The sequence below is a fragment of the Peribacillus sp. P4_C12 genome (assembly GCF_056402095.1).
Map to the genome: position 1 here is coordinate 1 of NZ_JBFUIB010000747.1, position 1,485 is coordinate 1,485.

Sequence of the window (1,485 nt, forward strand, 5' to 3'; positions counted from 1 at the left end):
TCACAAACATGTACGAACTTCCCTTTGGTCCTTGTTATCGCCACATTTATTAGCCTTTCACTTTCTCTTCCGGTCAACAACATTCCTGCACGATTTTGCGGATAACTATCAACCGTGTCAAAAATCATGACATCCCTTTCACTGCCTTGGAAACGATGTACAGTTGCAGCTATGATGTCTGCTGTTTGCCTTTCTTGACTATACAAGTCATCCAAAAGTTTTTCCATCAAGTTAGCCTGGGCACGATAAGGAGCAACATAACCAATGGATCGGGCACCGCCAACATACGATTCATGAATCAGCTGAAAGGACAAAAGCAACTGCCATGGGTTCATTCTCGAATGGGAAGTGCGTTCCGTCATGCAATATTCACCTGAAAAGCTTGTATCGACAAGTGCAGCTGCCTGATTTGCAAACGGTTCCGCTGATCTTATGCTATCTCTACTTGTCAAAACACTTTCATGGTCTCCAACAAAATTGTTATAGACAACCCGATTCGTAAATGCCGAAATTTCTGGATGCATTCGGCGCTGTTCTTTTAAGAGAAATAAATGAGGATGAAGTTCCCCCTCTTCTACTGATTGTGCAACCCCCGCGCGATGAAAGATGTCTTCTTTCAGCCAAAGTTTCACTAGAGAGTCACGTGCAGAAGCAATTGGTGGCAATTGTTTGAAATCACCGCAAACGATAATATGTTTGGATAAGGCTGCCGCAAAAGCTACTTGCGGTACGTAAGCCATGCTGGCTTCGTCCAAAATGATTAGATCATATTCTTTTTGGTATACCGTTTCATCGCTAGCAGCTTTAGCCAAGGTCATTCCAATAATTTTAGCCTCTTTCACAAGTAGCATCTCTTTTTGACGAATTTTCTCTAATACTTTAGCTAATTTTTTTTCTAATTCAATTAATTGATCGGTATCTCTTTTGCTAAATGAACCAGCTAAATCCTGCTTTAACAACCGCTTTTCTTCTGCAAGTTGCTCTTTTTCTTTCATCAAGTCCGGTTCATGCTTCCCTAATAGTTGACCTGTAACAATATCATCATGGATCGCTAGAGAATCACCTATTTGTGAACCATAGCGAAGCACATCTCCTTCATGGAAACGGTCTTTCTTTTTAATAAATGTAGAGATTTCAGCCATCAGTACATCTACAGCTTGATTGCTATGTGACAGCACCAGGATATTTTTATCTTGGAAATAATGATTTGCAACCGTACGTGCCAATGTATAAGTCTTTCCTGTTCCTGGAGGTCCCCAGACAAAAGTGACAGGATTAAATTTTGAACGTGCATATAATTCTTTTACACTGCTTTGTTTTTCATTTACCGGATGTTTTTGGGGCATAGATGGATCCATAAGACGCTTAATCCGTAGCCTTTTCTTTTTGCTTCTCTTGATTTCATCTAGACGGGTAATCAATTGTTCTAGTAATTCCCAGGGATCATGGTATAAATAAGCTTCCCCGATTAAATCACCTAATGAT

Annotated in this window: 1 protein-coding gene; it reads right to left on the minus strand. The window is 40.2% G+C overall.

What is annotated here, in order from left to right; all coding sequences use genetic code 11:
* Positions 1 to 1,485 (minus strand): AAA domain-containing protein (locus AC1DUW_RS28605; RefSeq protein ID WP_477644155.1); only part of this gene is annotated, 1,485 nt, incomplete at both ends.